The sequence below is a fragment of the Geomicrobium sp. JCM 19039 genome, assembly GCF_000698145.1.
Taxonomy (GTDB): Bacteria; Bacillota; Bacilli; order Bacillales; family Marinococcaceae; genus Geomicrobium_A.
This window is the reverse complement of sequence record NZ_BAXB01000028.1, coordinates 1-26,135: the sequence shown is the minus strand read 5'-3', so window position 1 is coordinate 26,135 and position 26,135 is coordinate 1. Positions and strand designations below refer to the sequence as shown.

24 protein-coding genes and 3 pseudogenes are annotated in these 26,135 nt (G+C 43.4%); 5 read left to right on the top strand and 22 right to left on the bottom strand.

Annotation, left to right across the window (positions count from 1 at the left end; translation table 11 throughout):
• Positions 1–6: 6 nt before the first annotated feature.
• From eis to glsA, 5 genes and pseudogenes are all read right to left on the bottom strand, one after another.
• A complete protein-coding gene (gene eis / locus JCM19039_RS18655; RefSeq protein ID WP_042430089.1) occupies positions 7–840 on the bottom strand; it encodes an enhanced intracellular survival protein Eis in 834 nt (277 codons plus the stop codon).
• Entirely contained in the window at positions 735–1,166 is a 432-nt protein-coding gene (locus tag JCM19039_RS23395; protein WP_193744295.1) for a GNAT family N-acetyltransferase, read from the bottom strand. The genes eis and JCM19039_RS23395 overlap by 106 nt, the downstream gene beginning before the upstream one ends.
• A gap of 25 nt (positions 1,167–1,191) precedes the next feature.
• Positions 1,192–4,639, bottom strand: a pseudogene (gene pyc, locus JCM19039_RS18650) (pyruvate carboxylase).
• 165 nt (positions 4,640–4,804) lie between these two features.
• Positions 4,805–5,083 carry a YlaN family protein gene (locus JCM19039_RS18645; RefSeq protein WP_042400999.1) on the bottom strand — a complete coding sequence of 93 codons (279 nt, stop codon included), beginning with the start codon at positions 5,081–5,083 and terminating at the stop codon, positions 4,805–4,807.
• Between the two features lie 87 nt (positions 5,084–5,170).
• A pseudogene (gene glsA, locus JCM19039_RS18640) lies at positions 5,171–6,066 on the bottom strand (glutaminase A).
• A 167-nt stretch (positions 6,067–6,233) separates the two neighbouring features.
• On the opposite strand from glsA, the gene JCM19039_RS18635 reads away from it, so the two are divergent.
• Positions 6,234–6,692 (top strand): hypothetical protein, encoded by a 459-nt coding sequence (locus JCM19039_RS18635; protein WP_042430087.1) that lies wholly within the window; start codon positions 6,234–6,236, stop codon positions 6,690–6,692.
• On the opposite strand, the pseudogene JCM19039_RS18630 reads toward JCM19039_RS18635, so the two are convergent.
• A pseudogene (locus tag JCM19039_RS18630) lies at positions 6,693–8,022 on the bottom strand (PhoH family protein).
• A gap of 159 nt (positions 8,023–8,181) precedes the next feature.
• Between JCM19039_RS18630 and JCM19039_RS18625 the strand changes: the two are divergent.
• Positions 8,182–8,376, top strand: coding sequence for a YlaI family protein (locus tag JCM19039_RS18625; protein ID WP_042400920.1), 195 nt, complete (start codon positions 8,182–8,184; stop codon positions 8,374–8,376).
• Here the strand turns inward: JCM19039_RS18625 and JCM19039_RS18620 are convergent.
• From JCM19039_RS18620 to typA, 7 genes are all read right to left on the bottom strand, one after another.
• On the bottom strand, positions 8,358–8,987 hold the full coding sequence (locus tag JCM19039_RS18620) for a response regulator transcription factor (RefSeq protein ID WP_042430084.1): 630 nt from the start codon (positions 8,985–8,987) through the stop codon (positions 8,358–8,360). The two genes, JCM19039_RS18625 and JCM19039_RS18620, sit on opposite strands and share 19 nt — an antisense overlap.
• Entirely contained in the window at positions 8,965–10,032 is a 1,068-nt protein-coding gene (locus tag JCM19039_RS18615) for a sensor histidine kinase (protein WP_052398937.1), read from the bottom strand. The genes JCM19039_RS18620 and JCM19039_RS18615 overlap by 23 nt, the downstream gene beginning before the upstream one ends.
• Positions 10,029–10,742, bottom strand: a complete 714-nt coding sequence (liaF, locus tag JCM19039_RS18610; protein ID WP_193744294.1) for a cell wall-active antibiotics response protein LiaF — start codon at positions 10,740–10,742, stop codon at positions 10,029–10,031. Before liaF ends, JCM19039_RS18615 begins: the two co-directional genes overlap by 4 nt.
• A gap of 79 nt (positions 10,743–10,821) precedes the next feature.
• Positions 10,822–11,430, bottom strand: coding sequence for a hypothetical protein (locus JCM19039_RS18605; protein WP_042430082.1), 609 nt, complete (start codon positions 11,428–11,430; stop codon positions 10,822–10,824).
• An 11-nt stretch (positions 11,431–11,441) separates the two neighbouring features.
• On the bottom strand, positions 11,442–11,750 hold the full coding sequence (locus tag JCM19039_RS18600; protein ID WP_042430078.1) for a hypothetical protein: 309 nt from the start codon (positions 11,748–11,750) through the stop codon (positions 11,442–11,444).
• 167 nt (positions 11,751–11,917) lie between these two features.
• Positions 11,918–12,256, bottom strand: coding sequence for a YlaH-like family protein (locus JCM19039_RS18595; RefSeq protein ID WP_238545141.1), 339 nt, complete (start codon positions 12,254–12,256; stop codon positions 11,918–11,920).
• 21 nt (positions 12,257–12,277) lie between these two features.
• Positions 12,278–14,113, bottom strand: a complete 1,836-nt coding sequence (gene typA / locus JCM19039_RS18590; RefSeq protein ID WP_042430077.1) for a translational GTPase TypA — start codon at positions 14,111–14,113, stop codon at positions 12,278–12,280.
• A 149-nt stretch (positions 14,114–14,262) separates the two neighbouring features.
• Here typA and JCM19039_RS24610 point away from each other — a divergent pair, with 149 nt between their 5' ends.
• Positions 14,263–14,439, top strand: a complete 177-nt coding sequence (locus tag JCM19039_RS24610) for a DUF5325 family protein (RefSeq protein ID WP_193744293.1) — start codon at positions 14,263–14,265, stop codon at positions 14,437–14,439.
• A gap of 47 nt (positions 14,440–14,486) precedes the next feature.
• Here JCM19039_RS24610 and JCM19039_RS18580 read toward each other — a convergent pair whose 3' ends face one another.
• Together JCM19039_RS18580 and JCM19039_RS18575 are read right to left on the bottom strand one after the other, a co-directional pair.
• Entirely contained in the window at positions 14,487–15,539 is a 1,053-nt protein-coding gene (locus JCM19039_RS18580; RefSeq protein WP_193744292.1) for an inositol monophosphatase family protein, read from the bottom strand.
• A gap of 129 nt (positions 15,540–15,668) precedes the next feature.
• Positions 15,669–15,857 carry a hypothetical protein gene (locus JCM19039_RS18575; protein WP_042400943.1) on the bottom strand — a complete coding sequence of 63 codons (189 nt, stop codon included), beginning with the start codon at positions 15,855–15,857 and terminating at the stop codon, positions 15,669–15,671.
• Between the two features lie 235 nt (positions 15,858–16,092).
• Between JCM19039_RS18575 and JCM19039_RS18570 the strand changes: the two genes are divergently transcribed.
• On the top strand, positions 16,093–16,719 hold the full coding sequence (locus JCM19039_RS18570) for a YktB family protein (RefSeq protein WP_042430072.1): 627 nt from the start codon (positions 16,093–16,095) through the stop codon (positions 16,717–16,719).
• A 28-nt stretch (positions 16,720–16,747) separates the two neighbouring features.
• Here the strand turns inward: JCM19039_RS18570 and JCM19039_RS18565 are convergent, their stop codons facing one another.
• From JCM19039_RS18565 to JCM19039_RS18560, 3 genes are all read right to left on the bottom strand, one after another.
• A complete protein-coding gene (locus tag JCM19039_RS18565; protein ID WP_042430070.1) occupies positions 16,748–17,026 on the bottom strand; it encodes a UPF0223 family protein in 279 nt (92 codons plus the stop codon).
• Between the two features lie 69 nt (positions 17,027–17,095).
• Positions 17,096–17,206 (bottom strand): GapA-binding peptide SR1P, encoded by a 111-nt coding sequence (locus JCM19039_RS23390; RefSeq protein WP_307190299.1) that lies wholly within the window; start codon positions 17,204–17,206, stop codon positions 17,096–17,098.
• 1,214 nt (positions 17,207–18,420) lie between these two features.
• On the bottom strand, positions 18,421–19,302 hold the full coding sequence (locus JCM19039_RS18560; RefSeq protein WP_042430068.1) for a polysaccharide deacetylase family protein: 882 nt from the start codon (positions 19,300–19,302) through the stop codon (positions 18,421–18,423).
• Between the two features lie 305 nt (positions 19,303–19,607).
• Here JCM19039_RS18560 and JCM19039_RS18555 point away from each other — a divergent pair, with 305 nt between their 5' ends.
• Positions 19,608–20,009 (top strand): hypothetical protein, encoded by a 402-nt coding sequence (locus JCM19039_RS18555; protein ID WP_042430065.1) that lies wholly within the window; start codon positions 19,608–19,610, stop codon positions 20,007–20,009.
• A 107-nt stretch (positions 20,010–20,116) separates the two neighbouring features.
• On the opposite strand, the gene lpdA is transcribed toward JCM19039_RS18555, so the two are convergent.
• Genes lpdA through pdhA form a run of 4 tightly spaced genes read right to left on the bottom strand, consistent with a single transcriptional unit; the run spans position 20,117 to position 24,906 of the window.
• Complete coding sequence (gene lpdA / locus JCM19039_RS18550) at positions 20,117–21,526, bottom strand: dihydrolipoyl dehydrogenase (RefSeq protein ID WP_042430063.1); 1,410 nt, start codon at positions 21,524–21,526, stop codon at positions 20,117–20,119.
• A 3-nt stretch (positions 21,527–21,529) separates the two neighbouring features.
• Positions 21,530–22,813: a dihydrolipoamide acetyltransferase family protein gene (locus tag JCM19039_RS18545; RefSeq protein ID WP_042430060.1), complete on the bottom strand. Its 1,284-nt coding sequence runs from the start codon at positions 22,811–22,813 to the stop codon at positions 21,530–21,532.
• A 30-nt stretch (positions 22,814–22,843) separates the two neighbouring features.
• Positions 22,844–23,821, bottom strand: a complete 978-nt coding sequence (locus JCM19039_RS18540; protein WP_042430057.1) for an alpha-ketoacid dehydrogenase subunit beta — start codon at positions 23,819–23,821, stop codon at positions 22,844–22,846.
• 2 nt (positions 23,822–23,823) lie between these two features.
• Positions 23,824–24,906: a pyruvate dehydrogenase (acetyl-transferring) E1 component subunit alpha gene (gene pdhA / locus JCM19039_RS18535; RefSeq protein WP_042430055.1), complete on the bottom strand. Its 1,083-nt coding sequence runs from the start codon at positions 24,904–24,906 to the stop codon at positions 23,824–23,826.
• Positions 24,907–26,135 lie beyond the last annotated feature (1,229 nt).

The window sequence follows — 26,135 nt, the reverse complement described above, 5'->3', positions numbered from 1 at the left end:
TTCGCTCTAGAATGCATCAAACAAGTTCGGGCGTGTCGACGGGATGGCTAAACATAGATCTCGAACATCTTGAGCCTCACCTTTTATCCGTCCATCAGCGTATAAATGTTCGCCGTTGACATATCCGAACAACAAAGGAACAAGTGTGGACACATCCATCTCGATAGGATGCGGGCCATCATCCATCCGTTTCACACCTTCAGAACTCACTTCAAAAATCCCGTCATTCCACGCGGCAAACTGGTCAGTAATCTTTAATACGAACGCCTGATCATCTTTGAATTGGAACGGAAATATAGAGAAGATTGCTTCTACATTTACAATTCTTCCCATAAAAAACGCTCGTTTCTTTTCTAAAGCCTTTGGGTTTTCCATGAAAAAACGCCATGACTCATTGTTTGCCACCTTCACATTCATACTGTCTGCCATTGAATCATGGTTTGCAAGAAATCGCCATAGCTGGCGCTCGGCTTCGTCATCTACAGCAACAAATTCTGACACTTTTAACTGCCTATCTTTCATTGAATAAAGCACATACCCACGGTCTTCGCCCTCAGCGTTGGTAAAAATGATATTTCTTCGCTGTTTCGTCCAATGTCTAAACTTGCGGCGCGTCCACCACCATTCATCCCGGTCGATCATCCCGGTAAATCGCGGGGCGTATGTCGCGTAAATATGCTGAAGTGCTTGCCAATCTTCTTGATTAACACTGCGAAAGGAACCGTTGCCTTCTTTTACAGGCGTTGGGAACTCGTCTTTTTTGAGTTCGGCGATCGTTTCATCGCAATACAGCTCCCAGCCAAACTTGCGATAATAACCAACAGAAAATGGATCGAGCAAGGAGACGAGGCTCCACGCTCTTTCATATCTTCGAGCCCTCGTTGCAATAATTCACGAACTAAACCTCCTCGACGCTCTTCTGGCCACGTGGAAACTCCTGTCACGCCACACCCTTGTACGGAAATGCCATGCAACCACACGTTAAGCGGCAGCAAGGATACTTTTGAAGCGAGTCTCTCGCCATCAAACGCTCCCCATACATTTTCAGGTTGAGTATTCTCCCGCAGGTAATCACGATCCTCATCTGTAAACCGATGTTGAAAGGCAAATTCTCCTAATTGTATTGCTTGTTCTTTTTCCTCTGGTTGTAATGTTCGAAACTCCACAACTTGGCTCCCTTCAGCCACTTTCTTACTCGGAGAACTCCACTAAAAGATCACCGGCTTCTATTGTATCTTGGGCTTGTACATGTATGGATTTTACCGTGCCATCCTTAGGCGCTTGTACGGTTGTTTCCATTTTCATTGCCTCAGTAATGAGCAAGTGATCTCCTTTCTTCACTTCTTCTCCATCACTGACGAGTACTTTTAAGATCGTTCCTGGCATTGTTGCTCCGATATGCGCAGCGTTCTTTTTATCTGCTTTTACTTTTTCTCGAATGTCTGTTTTAATACTTCGATCTTTAATGACGACCTCACGAGGTTGCCCATTCAATTCAAAGTATACGATGCGATCCGCTTTTTCATCAGCTTCTGAGATGGAGATCAGTTTTACGATCAACGTTTTTCCTTCTTCAATCACGACTTCAATTTCCTCACCTAAGCGAAGGCCATAGAAAAATGTCGGGGTGTCAAGGACAGACACATCGCCAAATCGATTTCTAAACTGCTCATATTCTTCGTACACTTTCGGGTACATCGTGTAGTTTAGAATATCGTGAGCAGTCACTTCTCGGTTTAGTTCTTCATACAACTGCTTACCGACTTCATCAAAGTCTACTGCTGACATATGACTGCCTGGGCGACCGGTTAACGGTTTGCGATTTTTGATAATGATGTTTTGAAGCTCCTTTGGAAATCCACCAGGTGGCTGACCAATTTCACCGGCAAACAATTCAATGACCGATTCAGGAAAATCAAGTGATTCACCTTTTTCAAAAATGTCTTCTTCTGTAAGTTCATTTTTCACCATGTATAACGCCATATCACCAACAACTTTGGATGATGGCGTTACTTTCACGATATCTCCAAACAATTGATTCACTCGTTGATACATATCCTTGACGTCGTCCCATTGTTCTTTCAAACCAACTGCCTTCGCTTGTTGAAGCAAATTGCTGTATTGTCCCCCTGGCATTTCATGCTCATAAATCTCAGGGTGTGGCGAGAGCAATCCATTTTCAAACCCTTGGTAAAAACCGCGAACATCTTCCCAATAGCCTGTAAGCTTACGTGCGGATTGAATGTTCAAGTTAGGCTCTTTGCCCGTTCCGCTTAACGCATAATATAAGCTTTCCATACTCGGTTGCGAAGTCGAACCCGCCATTGAACTAATCGCTGTATCGATAACGTCTACTCCTGCATCGATGGCTCGGCTGTACGTATACACCCCGTTACCACTCGTGTCATGCATGTGCAAGTGAATCGGTAAATCAACGGTAGCTTTTAGTTCACCAATCAACTCAAAAGCGGCTTCCGGCTTTAATAGCCCGGCCATATCTTTAATCGCTAGAATATGCGCCCCTTCACTCTGCAGTGTCTTAGCTAACTGTTTATAGTACTCGAGATTGTATTTCGAACGGTTCGGGTCAAGAATGTCACCCGTATAACAAATGGCAGCTTCAGCGACTTTATCTGCTGAGCGCACCGCATGAATGGCTTGTCGCATCCCTTCAACCCAGTTCAACGAATCAAACACACGGAACACATCAATTCCTGCATCCGCTGAACGCTTCACGAACTCCTCAATCACATTGTCTGGATAATTCTTATATCCGACAGCATTTGCTCCGCGAAGCAGCATTTGGAACAGTACGTTCGGCATCTTCTCTCTTAGATGGATTAAACGCTCCCACGGGTCTTCATGGAGAAAGCGCATTGATACATCATACGTTGCCCCGCCCCACATTTCCATCGAGAACAAATCAGGAAGCAAGTGTGCCGTTTCTTCAGCAATTGACGTTAAATCTTTCGTACGGATGCGCGTAGCTAAAAGTGATTGATGAGCGTCACGGAATGTCGTGTCTGTGATCATCGTCTTTTCTTGGTCTTTTAGCCACTTCGCCAATCCGTCTGGGCCGTGTTGTTCAAGCACTTGTTTCGTACCGCTTGGAAACGGTTTGGTGAGATCCACATCTGGTATACGAGGTTTGCTAAACAGCGGCTTGTCTTGTTTTTCCAAGTCAGGATAGCCGTTCACGATCGTTTCACCGATAAAGCTTAACATCTTCGTTCCCCGGTCTTTCCTTCTCGGGAACACAAACAATTCTGGCGTATCATCAATAAACGATGTATTGTATTCTCCATTTAAGAACGACGGGTGACGAACAACATTCTCTAGAAACGAGATGTTCGTTTTGATCCCTCGAATTCGAAACTCTCGCAAGTTCCGAATCATCTTCTCAGCTGCTACATCGAACGAAAGCGCCCACGTCGATACTTTAACGAGTAACGAGTCATAATGAGGCTAATGACCGCTCCTTGGAATCCGTTCCCGGCATCTAAACGCACGCCAAAGCCGCCGCTAGAGCGATAAGCCATAATTCGTCCCGTGTCTGGCATAAACTGATTTTCTGGGTCTTCTGTTGTGACTCGTGATTGAATTGCATAGCCGTGCAAACTTACATCTTCTTGTTTTGGTAATCGCAATTCTGGACCGAACAAAGTCGATCCGTCGGCAACATACAGTTGGGCGTGTACGATATCTACACCGGTTACCATTTCGGTAATCGTATGCTCCACTTGGATTCGAGGATTAACTTCGATGAAATAAAACTCACCATCTTGTCCGAGTAAAAACTCGACCGTGCCGGCATTCACATATTCAATGCTTTTAGCAAGGTCCAGCGCAGATTGGCAAATCCGCTCTCGCAAATCATTGCTAAGCCCAATGCTTGGTGCGACCTCTACGACTTTTTGGTGTCTGCGCTGGACAGAACAGTCTCGCTCGTACAAATGCAACAAGTTTCCTGCGTGGTCACCAATAATCTGTACTTCAATATGCTTAGGATTTTCTATTAGTTTCTCAACGTATACCTCATCACTACCGAAAGCAGATTTCGCTTCTGATCGGGCACGCTCGAAGTTCTGAGCGAGTTCGGATGATTCCCGAACAATTCTCATTCCTCGGCCACCACCGCCAAGACTTGCTTTTATAATAAATGGAAATCCATGTTCATCCGCAAACGCTTCCACTTCTCCGATGCCTTCAACTGCTCCGTCACTGCCTGGTATAACAGGTATACCCGCTTGGATTGCTGTCGTTCTTGCTTTAATCTTATCGCCGAACATATTCAAATGTTTCGACTTCGGACCAATGAACACAATCCCTTCTTGTTCACAGCGCTCCGCAAATTGAGTATTTTCTGCCAAAAAACCGTAACCTGGATGGATGGCATCAACACCAATTCTTTTGGCTAAAGAAAGGATATTCTCAATATCTAAGTAAGCATCAATCGGCTTTTTTCCTTCACCGACAAGATAGGCTTCATCTGCTTTATAGCGATGAAAAGCGCCTGAATCCTCTTTGGAATACACAGCAACGGTGCGAATGTTCAACTCCGTACATGCGCGAAAAATTCTAATGGCGATCTCGCACGATTAGCAACGAGAACTTTCTTGATGTTCTTGAGCTTGCTCATAGTTATGTCTCCACCTCATTTTCTATATGTTTCACTTATCATAGCATGTGAGGCGGCCAAACGGCTAGAACGAAACCGTTTAGTGACGTTAAACGAACGACCTAACATCTTGAAATCGGGCAAAATAACAACAAAAAAACCATTCTATTTATGTATAGAATGGAATCATTTATTCACTACAGTCGCTTCATGGAGAGCAGCCAACTGTCGTTCAAGCTCTGCTAAAATCTGCTTTCCGCTTGCTTCGTCAATGAGCTGTAAACGTATTGCAAAATCGATCTCGCGGGATAAGCCAAACATCTGTGTATCAAGTACTTCTTCATAAAGCGGGCATTGCGGCATCGTTAAGTTATCCATCTGCACTTCAATCAGCTGTCTGATTTTCTCAGCATCTGCTTTTAGGATGGCGAAGGCCTGCTCTCTGCTGTCCATCACAGTCTCCATATGCACATGCATCCCTCCAGTTTGAACTCTTCTCTCATCATATCGGCTGAGCGATAAAAATGCAAGTAAGATTCGAAAAACCTGCCTTTAAAATATGCTTAAATCATATTTTTGTGACAGATTTTTCAAAAGTTCAATCCCGACTTTACTATTCCCCTTCTCATCTAGCGGCGGACTGTAGATTCCAATGCCTACGCCTTGAGGCAATGAGCCTAAGATTGCACCCGACACACCACTTTTTGCAGGAATGCCTGATTTAATTGCGAGTTCACCTGAACTGTTATACATTCCACACGTCACCATGAATGTCTTTACGAGCTTGGCCACTTCCTTTGGAATGATCTGTCTCTGGTCATCCATAGCATACCCTCTAGTTCCCATAATGAGTCCGATGCGGGCGAGATGACAACAGGACACTTCGATGGAACATTGCTGGGTATAAACACGGATTAAGTCATCAATGTCATTCTCAATAATCCCCTCCCCTTTTAAATAAAATGCCAAAGCTCGGTTCTTATCCGTCGTCTCATATTCTGAATTAGCAACTTCTTGATTGATGCGAATGCTTGTGTCCCCAGCCACTGTCTGAACGAATGATAGAATGCGCTCACATCTTTCTTCAACGGTACGCCCCTTAATCATAGACGTAATCGCAAGCGCACCTGCGTTAATCATTGGATTTAACGGTTTTGCTTGGCGGGTGAGTTCTAACCTCGCCATTGAATAGTAAGGATCTCCTGTAGGTTCCATTCCGACACGTTTGAAAACTTCCTCTTCCCCGTGATCCATAATGCTAACGCGAGCGTCAAGATCTTTGAAACACTTTGAATCGTAAAGGTCGTGCCGACGTCTCCAAAGCGGTGACAAGCCCCTTCTTTCGTAAACACAGAGCATGCTACTAAATTTGGATCTGCCTCTTTTAAAGCCGGTATGTAATCCGCTACTTTCCCTGTCCGGCTTAACGGTCTTGCTTTTTCGATCATCTCTTCAATATCTGTTGCGGTTTGTAAAGCATGAATATCGATCGTAAGCGCCTCCTTCTACTTTCTTTATTCTAACCTTCCCTCATCCAAATAACCTAAAACAATCGAGTGGCAGAAAAGCAAGAAGCTGTTAACATGAGAATGAAATGCTCGAAGGAGGACAATGAATGGACGCTCACATACTTACCTTATCTGGAAATACGAAATTCACCATTACACTCGATCCTACCGTATGGATCTTCGACAACCGTAAAGTTGATTTAGATACATACTTTCATGAGGAATCGATAAGCGAAGAGAATAACGAACCAGAATTTGGTCCGAGAAGATGGCAAACCAATCAGATCCGTACAAAGAAAGAAGCCTCCATTGAAGGCTCCTATGGAATGAAGCTGTCTCCTTTTATTGACAACGCTGAACCATCAGCCGGTGCAACTACGATTACCGCTGTCACAAAAGACGGAGAAGAGCATCAATCATCTCTAGACGTGGGTAAAGATTGGATTGCCTGCTTTTCTGAAGACGGAAAGGCGATAAAAGAAACGGGGCCTCTCCACATCTACTTCGGGGATGGTTCCAACCAACATGCCCCGATCACGCACGTCACTGCTCTACGAATTGATTAATTACAGCAAGTCCGCAGCCAGTTGGGCGAGTGCAGAGCGCTCGCCTTTTTCTAATGTCGCATGCCCGCTTAACCGCTCATTTTTAAAACATTCAATCACGTACGTTTAATCCATTGTTGTACGCATCTAAATACGGGTGATCAATTTGTTCAGGATCTCCGACGAGAACGATTTTGCTATTCTCTCCAACTCTCGTCAATATCGTTTTCACTTCATGCTTTGTTAAGTTTTGCGCTTCATCAATAATAATAAATTGCCCTGGTAAGCTACGACCGCGAATATACGTGAGTGCCTCTACTTGAATGGATCCCATTCCTGCTAGAATATGATCCAGCTCTTCTTGTTTATTCGTATTGAACAAATACTCCAAATTGTCATAAATCGGCTGCATCCACGGACGTAATTTCTCTTCTTTTTCACCGGGCAAATATCCAATGTCTTTCCCCATAGGTACGACCGGTCTTGCCACTAACAATTTGTTGTACCGCGCCAAATCTTCGGTCTGATAAAGCCCTGCTGCAATGGATAGTAACGTTTTTCCCGTGCCGGCCTTACCTGCAAGCGTAATGAGCGCAATCGAAGGATCTAGCAACAACTCAACCGCCATCTTTTGCTGAACATTTCTCGGTTTTACTCCCCATATGTGCTCACGCTCAAACCGTAAAGGTGCCAACATTCGTCCGTCCTCACTCACTTTAGCAAGCCCAGATACCGATGGTTTCACCGTATTTTTCAGAATAAAAAACGTGTTCGGCTCCGCTCCTTCAACGCCAACGTCACGGGTTTTCACATCCCCTAACTGGTAAAACCGTTCCAACAGTTGCGGATCAACATCGAGTTGGCGATACCCTTTGAATAAGTCGTCATGCGCGATGACACGATCAAACAAGAAATCTTCAGCTTCAATCCCAAATGCTTCAGATTTAATTCTGACGAGCGCATCTTTGCTCACAACAATCACACGCTTTGGTTCATCGTACGTGTTCTGTTCAGTTTGCAGATTTAAAGCTAGAGCAATAATTCGATTGTCATTCGTTGCTAGCGGCAACGTTTCTTTCACTGCTTGATAAGAGCTGTGATTAAGTTCGACGCGTAAATGGCTATTTTTACTAACGGTAATACCTTTGTGCAATGGCCCTTTGTCCCTTAGCTTATCTAGAATTCGTGCCACTTCTCTTGCGTTTTTTCCAAGCTCATCCATGTTCTTTTTCTTGCCGTCAAGTTCTTCAAGAACAACGGCTGGAATGATGACATCATGATCTTTAAAAGAGAATAGTGCATAGGGATCTTGTAAAAGCACATTTGTATCAAGAACATAAATATTCTTCAATCGATTACCTCCCGGCATTGAGGTTTGGGCAAACCTCTCAGCAAACTTCTGCCTTACTTCTTTTTATGCAAAGAGAAGTTCAATGTTGACAAGTCTTTCAATTTCTGTCCGGGATTAGTAGAATAGAGGTATGTCTATTGAACAAAAAGGAGTAAAACAATGAGAGCAAAATGCTTGCTATGTGACCGAATTGATCGGCTTTCTGATGATGACCCCTTTACAAAGAAACTAAAAAACCGTCCGATTCACACGTATACGTGCCCGGACTGTTATGACCGAATTGAAAAACGAACAAAAGAGAGACGGGCAAACGGTCATTACCACGTCCCTCATCGTCAAGAAAACAACTTGTAATCAAACGCATACACAACTGCCTGCGTCCGATCTTCTACTTCCAATTTCTGCAGTACATGACTGACGTGTGTTTTCACAGTTTTAATCGTTATGAATAATTCTTCAGCAATGGTCCGGTTCGATTTTCCTTCAGCCATGAGCTTTAGAATTTCTCTTTCTCTCGTTGTGAGCTGCTCATGAAGAGCAACTTGTGGGGTTTTGTATAAAGAGAGCATTTTTCCTTGCACTTTCGGATCAAGAACCGACTCCCCAGCGTACGTTTTGCGAATCGCATCGGCAATTTCTTTTGCACTACTCGTTTTCAACACATAACTAGAAGCACCGGCTTGTAATGCCGGTGTTAGCATCTCCTCGTCAACGAAACTCGTCACAACGAGTACTTTGGCTTCCGGCCACTTCTCTTTAATTTCCTTCGTAGCGTCAACCCCATTCATTGGACTCATCACCAAGTCCATAATAATAACATTCGGCAATAGTTCGAGTGCGCGTTCAACACCTTCACGCCCGTCACTCGCTTCGCCTATAACTTCAATGTCTGTCTGGGTCGATAAATAAGCTGACACACCTAGACGTACCGTCTCGTGATCGTCAACGAGTACTACAGATATCATTCATCCCCTCCTCCTTTTCTATTAATGGCACACGCACTTCGATGCTCGTTCCACGATTTGGCACACTCATCAGTTTAAGCGTTCCTCCCATTTCTTCTGCTCTTTCTTTCATACTCGCAAGACCGTATCCTAAAGATTGTTCATGGACAATAAACCCTACCCCGTCATCGGTCACTTTTAAAAGGGCAATCCCGTCAACATGCTGATAGAAAATATCAACTGTCGACGCATTGGCATGACGAACAACATTCGCGACTGCTTCTTGGGCAATGCGAAACAGCTGATCTTCAATCCCAGTTAGAAGTCCTGCTTCGTCTGTAACAGACACATGAAAATGAAGCGCATGATATTGCCTTAATCGCTCCGTGAACTGCCGGATCCCTTCAGAAAAGCTCTTGTTTTCCAACTGAATCGGACGCAATTGAAAGAGCATCGAACGTAAGTCTGATTGTGCATCTGTAATCGTTTTTTCGATTTGTTGTAGTGCTAGCGCTTCGTTTTTCCCTTTTTGCTGTTCAACGTGAGCCGATAACAGCATGGAAGCGGCATACAATTGTTGAGAAACGGAATCATGTAATTCACGCGCAAGTCGATTACGCTCTTGTTCTACAATTTCTTGTTTCAGTGCCTTTTCGTTTTCAGACCAATCGTCAACGAGCCGTTGTGAGCGTTTCGCTTGCTCTTTTAAACGTTCGTTTACTTGTGTAAAACGATCAACCACGATATTAAAATCGGCATCAACTCGCTTAATCTCTTGCTTTGCCTGATCGAGCCGACCTTCTTCGGTTCGTTGCAACGCACTCGCCATCACGTCTACATTACGCCTCCAACTCCAAGATGTCGTAACGTTCATAAGCCAGATCGAGATAACGATGCCTATAATAATATAAAAAAGCGGTGGGATATATAGATGTGAGCGTTCAATCTCAATCAACCAACCCCAATTCGGTGTTTCAATGTAAAACTCAACAATGAAGAAAAAACTAGTCATGAGCAGCAAAATGATGAGCAGATGATAAACGCGTAATCGCCCAATGGCTTTCATCGTTGCTTCACCTCCACATCTCCTGCAACGAGGGACGTGTAGATTCTGACTCGCCTCGTAGTGCTTTCATATTGCTTAGAGTGTTTCGTTACACTTTGATTGAATCCTGTTTCATAATGTTCCAAGAGCCGCGTTTCTCCAAAGAAAGATGAATGATGGACCATTACACCTACATCATAAGGCAAATATACGGTCACTTTTCCAATGAATCCACGGACGATAACGACCGTGTCGCCAGAAGGAAGAACGGTATTCTCAAAGTGAATGGTCGTCTCCCCTAAACCGAGAAGGATATTGATGTCTTCCGAGTGAAAGTTTTCTTCATTAATTTGTTGTGAACCGACGAGCATCGTTTGGAAATACGGTTGCCGACGAGCATCCTCGATGTCACCTTCGGTATCCAACGTCACTTGAACGTTTTTATTGCTGGTCCTATTTTTCCAAAACGCATACAAAAGGTAGATGGCGATAAGAAAGATCGCAATACGAAACACATAAGAAGAGAACACACTTAAAGCCGCAATAATGAGGCCGAGAAGGACAAGCCATTTTCCGTGCCTAATCCGTTTAGAACTAAGCCCAAAATAAACGAGCAAAATCGCACCGATTAGGAAGAGGATCGGTTGAAAACGAAAAATCAGTTCAAGAAGAATTAAAATGATGAGTCCGAAAAGGATATAGGCAAGCAGTGGATTATTTGAAGAACTCATCATCATTCACCTTCTCTTTATGTAGTCGGAAGCGGGGAACGAATCTAGCATCCCTCTCCCCCGCTATTAGTATATCGAATCATTGCTTAGAATGCTCGTTCTGCTCCTCTAGCAATCGAAATTTCTCATCCAGTTCACTGTTTTCGGCTGTAAGGTCAACATACTCCGTAGATGTTGTGTCTTTTTCATCTTCTCGCTCATCGCTTTCTTTAAACCAATGACGAATCATTTTCTCAGCTTTTTCTTCCTCTGTACGTGCATGTTCAGAAAGGTGCTTTCTTTTTAAATTTTTCTTCAGAAAATGGAGCTCTCTTACACGTTTTTCAATGTTTTTCACCCGTGTTTTTTGTTCTTCAACCGTCACCTCATATTCGGTAACGAGCTCCTCGTAACGCACCACTTCTTGATGAGCGAGTGCAATAAGTTCTTCCTCTCCAGCAGATACGGCCATTTGCTTTTGCTTCGCTCTCTTTGCCATCATCTCTCTTGATTGGTCGAGCTCTTGCAAGAAATATGCTTCTAGTTGCTGTTGTTCATCTAAGCTTTTCTCGAGTTGCCGCATCTGTTTATCTAATTTTTTAAGTTCTTGCTCTACCGGAAGATTTGAAGTGACCTTCGGTTCCCTTTTTTCAAACAACTGGTCTAAGTCTTGTGTAATTTGATCTTTTAGATCTTGAAAAAATGTCATGTTCATCATCCTTACCGAGAGTATTTTGTGTCCAATGTCGAATGGGAGTGCAGTGTCCAACGCTCATATAAACGAACGAGCAAATAGACAGCTAGAAAACCGAGTGCCCCAAAGAGATTGCTAATGCCAATGAAAAATCCAACGACGACGAGCGTCCAGCACAACAATTTCACCCAAGATTTTTCTTGAATGCCCGCTTGACGGTAACCGACATACATGAAAAGAGCACCAACAGAAAAACCAATCATCGGTCCAAGTGTAGCGATAACGACAAGAATTAATACGATCGCGGCAATTATCGCAAGTATATGCCTACTCAACAGCGTTCACCTCCTTTTCTTCTTATTTACATTGTACGAAGACGCAGCGCCTCAACAAATGAGCTGGAGGCGGATTTCGTCTACGCCTGTAGACTGATATTCACATCAGACCGACAAAAAAACCGATCAACCCAATGGTTACATTGAGGTTGATCGGTTGCTTCATTTTATGATTCGGTTTGTTCTTGCGCAGCTTTTTGCTTTTTGTGCATTCTCAGTCGAAGTCGATAAATCCCGAGCACTAGCGCGGCGGCAATTAACGATTCTACAATCGGCATAAAGATGGCGAAAAATGTGAGCATGATCGCTCCAAACAGTAAAGCTCCGTACACAATGATGTTTTTCATCAACGACAGCTTTCTTGCAAATCCTAAGTTAAACACGAGAATGCTCATGACGACGACGGCCAAGTATAATAGCCAAAACCCCATCGCTGCGTTCTCATGAATATTCATAATGCCAGCAGCCCAAGAAACATCATCAATCGTCATTTCCGGTCCTTGCATGGCGAATCCTCCTTTTGCTAATTACGTTGAGATTTTCTTTTTTCGTTTCGTTTCACGTTCTCTCATGGAGGTATCTAACGTTTTCTTTCGCAGACGAATTGATGCCGGTGTCAACTCGCAGTATTCATCATCACCTAAATACTCAAGCGCTTCTTCAAGCGTGTGAATGCGCGGGCGCTTTAGTGTGGTTGTTTGTTCTTTCGTGGCAGAACGAATGTTGTTCGCCGCTTTTTCCTTCGTAATGTTCACGGCAAGGTCGTTGTCACGATTGTGCTCACCACAAATCATGCCTTCATACACTTCTGTCCCTGGCTCAATGAACATAACTCCACGATCTTCTAATTGCAACATGCTATACGTCGTCGCTTTGCCTTTTTCATTCGCAATCAGCACCCCTTGACGTCGACCTGCAATCTGACCGTCAAAAGCTTGTTGATACGAGTCAAATGAATGGTTAATAATGCCGTATCCTTTTGTTTGGCTCATAAACTCCGTGGAATACCCAACGAGTCCTCTGGAAGGAATCTTAAATTCAAGACGTACTTGTCCATCGCCTTGTTGTTCCATGTTAAGCATTTCACCTTTTCGTTCACCGAGCGACTCCATGACAGACCCAGTGTAAGCTTCAGGCACATCGACTTGAACGTGCTCATACGGTTCACATTTTACGCCGTCGATTTCTTTAATGATGACTTGAGGTTTAGAAACTTGTAGTTCAAAACCTTCACGTCGCATATTTTCAATTAAAATCGACAAGTGTAACTCCCCGCGACCTGATACGGTCCACGCATCTGGAGAATCTGTTTCTTCAACTTTCAAACTCACATCTGTTTCTAGTTGACGATATAAACGCTCTTCAAGCTTACGGCTCGTCACATGATCTCCTTCACGACCAGCAAACGGACTGTTGTTCGCAAGAAACGTCATTTGTAACGTCGGCTCGTCAATTCGGACAGGAGCAAGTGCTTCTATCTTTCCTTCTAAACAGATGGTTTCCCCAACGTTAATATCATCCACACCTGCAAGGGCAATAATATCTCCCGCAGAGGCATGCTCAACCTCGACTTTCTCTAAGCCGTGGAAACCAAACATCTTACTTACACGGAACGTATGCTCACTTCCGTCGCGTTTGACGACGACACAACGATCCCCTTTAGACACTTCTCCACGGAAAATTCGGCCGACACCAATTCTTCCAAGAAAATCATTATATTCAAGCATCGTCACTTGAAACTGCAATGAATCTTCAATGTTATCTTTTGGTGAAGGTACTTTGTTTACAATCGCATCAAAGAGTACTTCCATCCCTTTTGTATCAGTGTCCTCAGGTAACTTAGCGGTTCCTTGGACCGCAGACGTATACACAACAGGGAAATCAATCTGATCGTCGTTGGCACCGAGTTCAATGAATAAGTCTAGTACCTCGTCAACGACTTCTTCAGGACGAGCAGCATCACGATCAATTTTATTTACGACAACAACAGGCGTTAGTTCCTGGGCCAATGCTTTCTTCAATACAAAACGTGTTTGCGGCATGCACCCTTCGTAGGCGTCTACGACAAGCAAAACGCCATCCACCATTTTAAGAATGCGCTCCACCTCTCCACCAAAATCAGCGTGACCTGGCGTATCAAGGATATTAATCTTCGTGTCGTTATATTTAATCGCGGTATTTTTTGCAAGTATGGTAATTCCGCGTTCTTTCTCAAGGTCATTTCGGTCCATCGCACGTTCAGATACTTGTTCATGTGCTTCAAACGTTCCAGATTGCTTCAGCATCTCATCGACAAGCGTTGTTTTTCCATGGTCAACATGGGCAATAATTGCGATATTACGCAAATCGCTTTGTGTTTTCACTAGGCGTACTCTCCTTATATACCGTTACTTGAACTGTTCAACTTTTCTATTCTACCATAAATGTTCTCTCAACTCTATACACGCTCCTCTTTCATTTTGTGAGGAATTGCTTTACACTAAACGTATTGAATGAAAAAGCAGGTGAGACAATGAAAAACATCCAATGGCCCGTATTATTTATGGCAGTGCTTGCTGTTTTAGGTATTTCAACGATCGGCGTCGCGGTTGCAGAACGAAGCGTCTGGATTGCACTGCTTGCCTTAGTTATGATTGCGTTTGCTTTTATCGGCTCTTCAAAATACCGACAAAGTAAAACGGTCTCTTAACGTCAAGAACTCGGACTCAGCATCTTCTAGCTGAACCCGAGTTCTTTTTAAGTTTCATTTAAATACGCCAACATTTTCGTTTTCACTTGTTCATCTGCTGCTAAATACGTACACTCTCGGTCGAAGTGAAGCACCCCACCATCCAATTGGCAACAAGCGCCCCCCGTCTCTTCAAGAAGTACCGCTGCTGCCGCATAGTCCCACGGCGACAGCCTAAGGCTGACGTAGGCGTCTAACCTACCTGCAGCTACGTATGCACTTTCAAGTGCTGCGGATCCATAGGAACGAACCGCCCGCACTTCTCGGACAATGTTTGCGAAGGCATCCTTCATCTTCTCATCTGCCCGACCGACGAGCCAGCGTGCATTAAACCCAATGATCGCTTGGTCAAAGCGAACCGGGCGTCTCTTTGGTAGCCGCTTACCATTCACATATGCCCCTTGTCCACGAACAGCAGTAAACCATTCGTTCGCCCGCACATCATAAATGATGCCAATATGACCGACGCCTCCTTGATAAATGCCTATAGAGATCGCATAGTTCATCGCTTGATGTACGAAATTCGTCGTCCCATCGATCGGATCAATAAACCATGTTACCGCATGCGGGTCGACATACGCTTCGTCACCTTCTTCACCGACGATGTGGTGATTGGGATAATTGCGAGTAATCTTCTCGGTTAATATTCGTTGAACTTCAATATCTTTATCTGTCACCAAATCGTCGGCATCTTGTTTCGTATCAATGTGCAGCTGCTCCCGTTCAACCGTGCGAATACGCTCAGCAGCCTCCATTACGAAAGAAATCGCCTCGTCTTTTAGCTCAGACCAGTTAATCGCGTCAACGGCTGCACTGTCGTCTGTTAGCGTCACCGCGACATTCACTGCACGACCGGTGATACGCTCCATCTCTTTACTTATAACATTCGTGTAGTGATCCTCAATCCATGCTTTTGTACGTGAATCTTTCGCTTGTATGTAAAACGTGTCGTTTTTGTATGCGATGGGCTTTAGGTGCACGAGCCACGTCTCATAACTAGGCTTACTGATTTCTTTTTGGATGACACCTAATACGTCTTCCCATAATTTCTCTGGTGACAACAACGGATAGCCCCTCCTAATAGTATGTACATTCATGTGAAACACGTTTGATTGACCATATCTTTTCCCTTCATTTTATCTCACAAAACCTAGAATGTAAAAAAGCGAGCTTCTGCTCGCTTCCGTCAATCAACCCTCAAGTCTGAGTAATTCTTTTGCCAGTTCTTTGAGTTTGTTCTTTGCTTTCGTGATTCCATCAGAATCATTATTCATCATGTAGTCGTGGAGGGTAACGAGCTCATAATCAATTTCAAGTCGAACTACCGGTATGCGTTTCTCTGCATCTGTTCTCTTCAGCGTCTGAATGACTTGTTCCATCACAAACACCCCTCATTTTTTGGGACTCCCACCATCCTACTTAGCGGTAAGCCAAGTTTCTCTAGTCAAAAGTAATATGATTAAAAATTCTGATTTTGATAATTATATCATATGCGCTTTACAAATTAAATGTCCTTATATTTATCACTTTTAGGTGTCCCCCTAGCTTACATTTGATCTCAGGCATAAAGGGCGCTATCATCAAGGTAGACAAGCTTTGAAAGGAGTACCAACCATGTCAAACACTGGCTTTACAACAAAAGATTTTAACGTCTTTACCATCCCTGGACTAGAGCCTCGAATGGAAGCACTACAGGAGCAAATCCAACCGAAATTCAGAAACATTGGCGAACGTTTAGTTTCTGAAATATCTTCCTTAACTGGAGAAGAAATGTTTTTACACATCGCCAAACATTTAAGAAGAACGACCAATCCCCCTGATGATTCATGGCTAGCCATCGCCCCAGATAAAAGAGGGTATAAAAAGCACCCACATTTCCAACTCGGCTTATTTGATGATCACCTGTTCATCTGGTTGGCATTTATTTATGAATTGCCGAACAAAAAAGAGATCGGCGAAGCCTTTTTGAATGATTTGAACACGATAAAGACTTTACCGAATGACTTTGCAATTTCAACCGATCATACGAAGAAATCTGCCGAACAAATCGGTGACCATACAGAATCAGATCTCGAGAAAAAAGTTATACGGTTCCGCGATGTAAAAAAAGGCGAATTTCTTATCGGTCAGCAGCTCGCCCCTAGTGATAGCCGTGTACAAGATGAGGGAGAACTCATAAAAACAGCCATCGACACGTACGAAACGTTACTTCCTTTATACCGTATGAGCCTAACCCGCTAAAAAAGACTGTGCGCTGCACAGTCTTTTTTTACATCGTGATTCGGTATTCACGTTCTTCGTCTAGCGCTCGTTTAACGACATTCCATGTGTTCGTATTCGCTTGGTCATCATACGCTTTAAAATGGGTTTTCTCTTCACTCTTTGAAGGAACGACAACCTTAAATGCTTCATATGCGTCTTTAACGTCACCTGCTTTCACACCTGATCCGTACGCATATTCAATCTGTGTAAAAAAGTTGGCTACAGTTACAATTTCATCTTGATTCCAATCCACGGATAACGGAATCGAGACCGAACGTTCGTCCATATGATCGTCTCCTTTCCATAATTCCCATCATACAAAAAAAAGAAACGGATGGAAACCATCCGTCTCGTGCTATTTCTTCTTACGTTTATTTTTGCAAGCTGTACAACTACTATAAAGCGTTGCCACTTTATCACTTTTATAATGTTCGATCGTACAATCACACGTTTGACAAATAATCATTGCCATTTTAAGCACCCCTTATGAAAGCGTTTGTAATCTCCTTACATTTATAATATGATGTCACAATTGATTTGTCAACGGCTAATTGTATAACACAATAAGGCTATATATTTGATTAGCATAACTTTTTATCGTCATTGCTTTAGTACTTGCGTCAATGCAAAATGTGTAACAGATATAGCGAGGAGAAGATCGTCATTTTTGTGCTGATATACAAAATTCATCAGGCGATATCGTTCCATGGTGGTTCACTTTTTTGTAAATGTACGATGATTATGGAAGTTCCTTGCCGCGTTCTATATAGGAAGAACCTTAGATTTTCCTAATTTGTGCTATTGGTTGTTCTTTCCATTACAGGCGGATGCTTGTAGTCCAGACTATAAGGGCAACATCGGTGGTCAAAAGACGCCCACCGTGTTTTCTTTATACTCCAGAGCACAAGGGCGACATCCGTGGCCACAATACACCCGAGCACAAGTGTCCAATCTATGTTACATATGAATGTGAATGATGGCGTCCGATCTATGTGGGGGGTCCGACTAAAAATGGTCTCTCATTCAAAAAATCTCATCATGGACGTGGGATTTTGATTAGAGGCTATGGAATTGGCTCGCATATCAAAATTAAATCCATTTGAAAAAAATTCATACCGATTCTCTGTAGCCAACCGTGCTTTTATGGGGAGTCACTTTAAAATAACTCGGGAATGAGTTCAAAACGAACTGCTTGTTCAATCCGAAGGGCCTGTCCGGAACAGAAAACTTACATCTACGCCATTTAGTTCCGGACAAAGGATCTGTCCGGAACGGAAAACTCACATCTATGCATTTTAGTTCCGGACAAAGGGTCTGGGCGGAACGGAAAACTCACATCTATGCCGTTTGGTTCCGGACATAAAAGGTTGATGGTATGATAATGGTTCTTCTCCGCGTTCTTGTTCAATGAAGAGGCGTTTGTTTGATGGTACGAAACGTGGTTATAGGCATGAAACATGTCGTCGTTTACCGAGAATTCCTTATGCTCCTTTAAGAACATGGGTTATGTAATTCGCTCATATTGATTTTGTCTTTCTTCCTAAAAAGCTAGTGAAAAATGTAGCACAAAGCACGCGCTAATAATAGGCTGTCTTCTGAAACGCCCTGGCCGAAGAAAAAAAAGCCTAACAGATATGAATCTGTTAGGCTTTTAGTGAGTACATCCAAAGTTAGGTTCTGTTAGTCTTCATCGATATTTTCAATTTTAATTTCGTGAGGATTAACAAACCCGTAGCCTTGCTCTTCTAAACCTATAATAATATCTTCTAAAGCATCATTCGTATGTTCTAAGTCGTGCATTAGAATATTGGCCCCAGCGCCAAGTTCAGGTGCATTAAGTGTGTCTTCTGAAAATTTCTCAGCGTTTCCAATATAGTCAGCTTCCCAATCAAACCCAAACGTCCAATTCATGCCAACCATACCTTCTTCTTCCAATAGTTGCCAGCTATACTCTGTATTCTGGCCAAAAGGGGCTCTAAAGAAGTCAGGTCGTTCCCCTGTAATTTCCTCAATCTGATCGTTAACTCCTACAATCTCTTCTCGTTGTTCTTCTTCAGACAATTCCGGGAGACTTGGGTGACCATACGTATGATTTCCAATGGCATGACCGAGCTCTTCAATTTGGAGAAGCTCTTCTTGTTCTTCTGGTTCTGTTAACCTCATTCCATTCACAAAGAAAATCGCTTGAATGTCATGCTCATGCAATAATTCTGCCATTTCTAAGCTATATTCTTTCGGACCATCGTCAATCGTAATAAGTACAACGTCTTCGGGTGCATCGTCAATCGGATCAATGGAATACATCGTTGGGTTCACTTCATATCGTATTTCTACATCTTCTTCTATGTCTTCTTCATCATCTTCGGTTTCATCTTCGTCGTCCTCTTCCGGAAGCTCGTCCTCTTCGTCATCAGCGGCTTCATCATCATCCTCAAATGTAGGTTCTTCAGTTCCTTCCGCCTCTACATTCTCATCGCCTGCTTGTTCCGTATCATCTGCACACGCCGCGAGCAGTAGTGCTGATGCTGCCCCGAGTGCAAGCATACGCTTTGGCTTTCTCATGTTGACACCTCCAAGATTTTACAATACCCGTCTCCATCTTACACTAATCGACGAATATTGTAACACCATTTTTTAAGGAAAACACCGAAACTTTTTTCAGTCCGGATTATCACTTGCAAAAAATGGGTATAGAGAAGTTATAAGGATGACGCTATAACTGTGTTTACTAGTAAAAGTTTCCTTAATCGTTACAAATACATCTCGATGCTTTCGATCGTGTTACAGTTTGTTTATTCCAGCAAATTGGGAATTCACACATGCTATCATAAATATAAAGAGAAGAAATAAGGAGTGAGGACTCTTTTATGAGACAATATACATTACCGTTCGTCCGCTTCGGTTCGTTACTTCTTCTTAGCTTAGTTCTTGCTTCTTGTACCCACGGTTCCATACATGAACTTGATGCAATCGCAAGTGATGAAGACACGGGTCATGATGAACCATTTGTTGTGCTCGTCTCTAACGATGAAAACATAGATACTGAAAAGCAATATTACGAAGCACTCCTAACCATACAAAATGAACGGGTCAATGAAACAGCCGTTAACATTTTAAACGCAGATGACCATCGTACATTTATTGAAGACCATGAAGTCGATAGTTTCCCTACGCTTATCCTCGTCGCAGGTCAACCTCCGCACGAACAAGTGAATGGTGATTTAGCGAATGAAGACTTGATGTATATCTTAAGAAACCATTATGAGTAATCCTAACAAAGAGGGGAGTTGCCGATCGGCAACTCCCCTCTTTGTTTCGTCATTTGCAAAAGTCACTGTGCCAACAGATTGGCACGGTGATTTTTATATCGATCAAACTATTTAATATGAATGGGTGTTCCGATGGCAACTTCCGCTGCTTCCATTGTAATCTCACCTAGTGTTGGGTGAGCATGGATCGTCATCGCCACATCTTCTGCGGTCATGCCTGCTTCAATCGCAAGACCAATTTCTGCGATCATATCTGATGCACTAGGTCCGGCAATTTGCGCACCAATGACAAGGCCATCTTCACTGCGCGTAATGAGCTTCATGAAACCGTCTGAATCGTTAAGCGAAAGGGCACGACCATTCGCTTGGAATGGGAATTTCGATGCTTTCGCATCAAAACCTGCTTCTTTCGCTTCTTCTTCAGAATAACCAACAGATGCCAATTCAGGCTCTGTGAACGCAACGAGTGGAATACCAAGATAATCAATTTCACTCGCTTCACCTGAAATGACTTCCGCAGCAATTTTACCTTCATAAGACGCTTTGTGAGCGAGTTGTGGACCGTCTACAATATCGCCGATTGCGAAAATGTTGTCCACGCTGGAGCGAAGCTTCTTGTCTGTTTTGATGAGTCCACGATCTGTAAGGTCAACACCAATTTGCTCAAGACCAAGTTCATCAGTGTTCGGACGACGGCCAACAGATACGAGCAAGTAGTCTGCTTCAATCTTCTGCTCTTCGCCTTTTACGTCTACAGAAACGGTAATGCCTTCATCTGTTTCTTCTACACCTGAGGCTTTTGCTTGTGTAATGAACTCAACGCCTTTGCTCTTAAGTCGACGTTGTACAAGTTGAGCCATTTGCTTTTCAAAACCGCCAAGAATACGCTTCTCACCTTCAAGAACGGTAACTTCACTGCCAAGGTTTGCATAAGCACCAGCGAGTTCTACACCGATATAGCCACCGCCAATAACGACAAGACGCTTTGGAACTTCTTTAAGAGCAAGTGCGCCTGTAGAAGTACCTACACGGTCGCTTAAAGGAAACGCTGGTAATTCGATTGGACGTGAGCCCGTTGCAATGATACAGTTCTTAAATTTGTACGATTGAGAATTGTAGTTTTCTCCAGAGACACGCACCGTGTCCTTAGCAGAGAAATACGCTTCACCTTTAACGATATTCACTTTGTTCCCTTTAAGAAGTCCTTCAACGCCACCCGTAAGCTTTTTAACGACGCCAGACTTCCACTCTTGAACTTTAGAGAAATCTAAAGAAACGTTTTCAGTTGTAATGCCTAACTCATCGGTACCATGCGCCTTTTCAAAACGGTGACCGGCTTCGATTAACGCTTTCGAAGGAATGCAACCGACGTTCAAGCAAACGCCACCCATATCTTCTTTTTCTACGATCGTCACTTTTTGCCCAAGTTGAGCGGCACGGATGGCGGCTACATAGCCACCCGGTCCGGATCCGATAATGAGTGTATCTACTTCTTCTGCTAAATCCCCTACTACCATTTATTACCCCTCCATTATTATGCGTTCTGGATCGTTAAGCAAACGCTTCACGTGGTTTAAAGCATTTTGTGCAGTCACACCGTCAATCAAACGGTGGTCATAACTTAATGATAAAGCAAGCATTGGTCGAACGACAACTTCCCCGTCTTCAACAACTGCTTTTTCTTCAATTCTTCCGATACCAAGAATCGCTACTTCAGGGTGATTAATGACTGGAGTGAACCATGCCCCGCTGGCAGAACCAACATTCGAAATTGTGCTTGTTCCTCCTTGCATATCGCCGCTTGTAAGTTTACCGTCTCTTGCTTTCACCGCAAGCTCTGAAATTTCGGATGCGAGCATAAACACAGACTTACGATCTGCTTCGCGAACGACGGGTACAACGAGACCACGATCCGTGTCTGCAGCAATACCTACATTATATTGCTTTTTGTACACAATTTCTTCGTTCTCGTCGTCAATCGACGCGTTGAGTGCTGGATACGCACGCAGAGCAGACGTATATGCTTTTACGACATATGGCAAGTACGTTAGCTTAATGTCTTGGTCAGCAGCAATCGGCTTGAATTTTTTACGGTTTGCCACGAGCGCACTTACTTCAACTTCATCCATGTGCGTAACATGTGGAGCTGTATGCTTACTGTTAACCATTGCTTTGGCAATCGCTTTACGAACACCTTTTAGCGGTTCACGTTCTTCCGTAACCGTCGAAGTCGTCGTCTGCGTTGCGGAAGACTCTTCTTTTGCTTCTGTTGTTTCTTCAGAAGCCGAAGTACCATCACCAGAAAGGTGGGCATCAATGTCTTCTTTTAGAATACGACCATTTTTTCCGCTACCGGTTACTTGTTGGATCGTTACGTCGTTCTCTCTTGCGTATTTACGAACCGTAGGCATCGCAATAACACGCTTCGACTCATCTTCAGTAGACGTTTCTTCTTTTGACTCTGACTTCGTTTCATCTGACTTAGCATCTGAAGACTCTTCTTTTTTCTCTTGCTTTTGTTCTTGCTTTTGGTCGTTCTCGCCCTCATCTTCGTCATCATCGCCACTGCCGTCATCAATGGTCAAAATCACTTCACCAACCGTAGTTGTCGTGTTTTCGTCTACTTTTATTTCAAGAACGGTACCGTCGACAGGAGATGGAATCTCCACAACAGCTTTATCGTTTTGTACTTCACAAAGCACATCATCTTCTTCTACTTTGTCACCGGCTTTGACGAACCATTTTACAATTTCGCCTTCATGAATGCCTTCGCCGATATCCGGCAGTTTAAATTTATATGCCATCGTTTCGTACCTCCTTTTCTTTACCGCTCACTAAAACTCGATCGTTTCTTTCGCTTTTTCATAGATGTCTTCAGCATTCGGTAGCCAAGCATCTTCATCTGAAGCAAATGCATACACCGTATCTGGAGCAGCAATACGACCAACAGGTGCTTCTAAGTGAAGAATTGCACGCTCACTGATTTCAGCAGAAACGGTTGCGGCAACGCCTGCTTGACGCTGTGCTTCTTGTACGACCATGGCACGATTTGTCTTTTTAACGGACTCAATGATTGTTTCTAAGTCGAGTGGACTTACTGTGCGCAGGTCGATGACTTCAGCATTGATGTCTTCTTCAGCGAGCTTGTCTGCAGCTTTTAGCGCTTCATGAACCATTGCTCCGTAGCTCACAATCGTAATGTCTGTTCCTTCACGCTTAATATCTGCTTTTCCAATTTCAATCGTATATTCCTCATCCGGAACTTCTCCTTTAAATGAGCGGTACAACTTCATGTGCTCAAGGAAAACGACAGGGTCGTTGCTACGAATCGCTGAGATGAGAAGCCCTTTTGCATCATAAGGAGTTGATGGAATGACGACTGAGATTCCTGGTGTTTGTGCAATTAAGCCTTCGAGGCTGTCGGAGTGTAACTCTGGCGTCTTCACTCCCCCACCAAATGGTGCACGAATGGTAATCGGACTGCTGTAATGACCGCCAGAACGATAGTGCGTACGAGACATTTGCCCCGCTACACCGTCCATCACTTCAAATAAGAATCCGAAAAACTGGATCTCCATAATTGGGCGAAAACCTGTAAGGCCAAGACCAATTGCGAGACCACCGATACCAGACTCAGCGAGTGGCGTATCAAAAACGCGGTCTTCACCAAATTCTTCTTGTAGACCTGACGTGGCACGGAATACACCACCGTAATGACCCACATCCTCACCGAAAAGGAGGACATTTTCGTCATTTTTAAGCTCCGTGCGCATGGCTTCAGTAATTGCTTGAATCATTGTCATTTCCGCCATAATTATTTCGACTCCTTCGCACGATAGTATTCAAGTTGTTCTTCTAAGTTTTGTCCGAGATCATTGCCCATAATCTCAATAAGTTCGCTTACTTTTTGACGTGGCGTTTCATCTGCTTCTTTAATCGCCGCTTTTACATCCGCTTTCGCTTGCTCCACAATTTCATTCTCTTGATCTTCAGACCAGATCCCTTTTTCTTCCAAGTACTTACGGAAGCGAACGAGTGGATCTTTTTTCTCCCATGGGTCGTTCTCATCATCGGTACGGTACCTCGTCGGGTCGTCACCAGATAGGGAGTGTGGACCATAACGATAGCAAAGCGTTTCAATGAGTGTCGGCCCATTGCCTGAAACTGCATTGTCACGCGCTTTTTTCGTGGCCGAATACACAGCTAGCACGTCCATTCCGTCTACTTGAATGCCTTCGATACCTGCTGCAACAGCTTTTTGAGCAACTGTTGATGCGGCACTTTGCTTTTCAACAGGTACAGAAATTGCGTATTGATTGTTTTGCACGACGAAAATCGCTGGTGCGTTAAATGCACCTGCAAAGTTCATTCCTTCGTAGAAATCGCCTTGCGAAGCACCACCATCACCTGTATACGTAATGACGACGTTTTCTTTATTCTTTTTCTTAAGACCTAGGGCAATTCCTGCTGCTTGTACGATTTGTGCCCCGATAATAATCTGTGGCATAAGGACGTTAATGCCTTCCATTTGCCCGCCTTTGTAATGCCCTCTAGAGAAGAGATATGCTTTTGAAAGCGGGTAGCCATGCCAAATGAGTTGTGGAATGTCACGATATCCCGGTGCAATCCAGTCTTCTTTATCCAACGCAAAATGTGATCCGAGCATTGAAGCTTCTTGCCCAGCAACTGGGGCATAAAAACCGAGTCTTCCTTGACGGCCTAACGAAACCGCACGTTGGTCAGCAACTCTCGTATAAACCATGCGTTTCATGAGTTCTTTTAGCTCGTCATCACTTAGTTCAGGAACAGCGTCTTCATTTACGATTTTACCGTCCTCGTTTAGAATCTGAAAAGTTTCGAACTTATTCTCTACTGCATCAATTGTCTTTTCAGCCAAAACGGCTCACCTCTTTCATTTATTATCACACACGTGAATCGTTGAACGTACGAAAAGTTACTACTTGTAACGTACCCTCAACAAACAGATTTCAACCTTTTTCTTTGGGGAATTCTGTTTCAATTCATCACGCTAAAAAACTAATACACAATCACTCCATTTCAGCATACATGATCTTTAATTCATTCGTCAATGTATTATAACCAGTTCTATTGTTTAGCCAGAATAATATTTTAAATATACTAAAAAATTTACCCTGTTATATATCATACTCCAATAATTGTTTCATAATAGTAATACAGATGTATCAATTTCCTGTTTTACCGAGCCGACAACATTCGATAAACTTGTGCTTTCCAGTCTTTGCGTCACCCGGTCATCATCAGAGGAACATTCGTTTACGTATTCATCAATCATGAGCTTCTTACTATGTGAGGGAGGTTTTTAATTATGCTCGGTCAGGTAGCGGGGGTAAAGCGGTTGTCACGTAATAAAAAGAAGATGGACACATTTAAGAACAATCTATAGTTTGTAGGTTTCTACATAAAATGCTGCTTTGAAGTACGTGCGACCCTAAATCTTTGTAACACTTGAACTAGGAAGTCGATCTTTTTGCCGACCGTTTGTGAGGAAGAACATTTACTTATTCGCCCGCTTCATAATGAGACACGCTCCATCCCCATCGTGTCACAGATCATTTGCGGTCGCCAGTGGTAGACACTCGGCTGCAGTGTGCATTACTTGTGTAATTTTAAATGCTGTAATAAGACACCCCTATAGCTTTGCTTAACTTACTGAAAAAAGGAAATCCCACATCGCCCATGCCGAAGCCGTTGAATCTCGTGCGACCTTCTAATGAACATGTCGTTATAACACGACTTGTTCACGTTATAGGAATGAATGAGTGATCATGCGTTTCACCTCGACTGTTCCAGCGTTTATTGAAATACAGCGATGTACACGAGTGAAATTAAAGAGATTCATTCGGCTAAAAGATCAGGATTTGCAATGATAATTGGCCGTACATAAACTTGCCACATCCACGGACTGAGCATGGGCGCGGGACAGAAATCTTACCTTAGATGGTCCTAAGGTAAGATTTCACTTGTTTTACGAGGTGTATTGTTGAAAATCCTCCCATAGAGAAGAGAAATCTTACCATAGATTGACCAATGGTAAGATTCTATATAGAAAGAACTTAATATTTTCCTCATTGCACAGTTGGGTTG